The organism is Bradyrhizobium sp. 17, from assembly GCF_023073515.1.
In the GTDB taxonomy this organism is placed as follows: Bacteria; Pseudomonadota; Alphaproteobacteria; order Rhizobiales; family Xanthobacteraceae; genus Bradyrhizobium; species Bradyrhizobium canariense_D.
The window spans coordinates 1-669 of record NZ_JADPJQ010000126.1; the positions used below are offsets into that span (position 1 = coordinate 1).

Here is a 669-nt window from a genome sequence, read left to right on the forward strand (position 1 = left end):
AGGCCGACATCGTCGGGCTGTCCGGCCTGATCACACCCTCGCTCGACGAGATGGCGTTCTTCGCCGCAGAGTTGCAGCGCGAAGGCCTCAAGCTGCCGCTCTTGATCGGCGGCGCCACCACGAGCCGCGTGCATACCGCGGTCAAGATCGACCCGAGCTATCGCGCAGGCCCCGTGGTGCATGTCAACGACGCCAGCCGCGCCGTTGGTGTTGCGTCGGCGCTGCTGTCGCCCGAGAGGCGCGAGGCCTATGCCGCGGAGGTGCGCGCCGAATACGCAAAGATCTCGGACGCCCATATGCGCGCCCAGGCCGACAAGAAGCGGCTGAAGCTGGCGACCGCCCGCGCCAACCGCGTGCCGGTCGACTTCACCGCGAACAAGCCGGTGAAGCCGACCTTCCTCGGCACCCGAAGCTTTGACGACTACGATCTCGCCGAGCTGGTGCCCTATATCGACTGGACGCCGTTCTTCCAGACCTGGGAGCTCGCCGGACGCTTCCCCGCCATCCTCGACGATGCCAAGGTCGGCGAAGTCGCGCGCTCGCTCTACGACGACGCGCGCAAGATGCTCGACCTGATCGTCAAAGAGAAATGGTTCCGGGCGCGCGCCACCGTCGGCTTCTGGCCGGCCAATGCGCAGGGCGACGACATCGTGCTCTATGCCGACGAGA

Annotated in this window: 1 protein-coding gene; it reads left to right on the forward strand. The window is 66.8% G+C overall.

The window, feature by feature from the left end; genetic code table 11:
* Nucleotides 1–669: vitamin B12 dependent-methionine synthase activation domain-containing protein (locus IVB13_RS40530; RefSeq protein WP_276578415.1), on the forward strand; the 669-nt coding region annotated here is incomplete at both ends.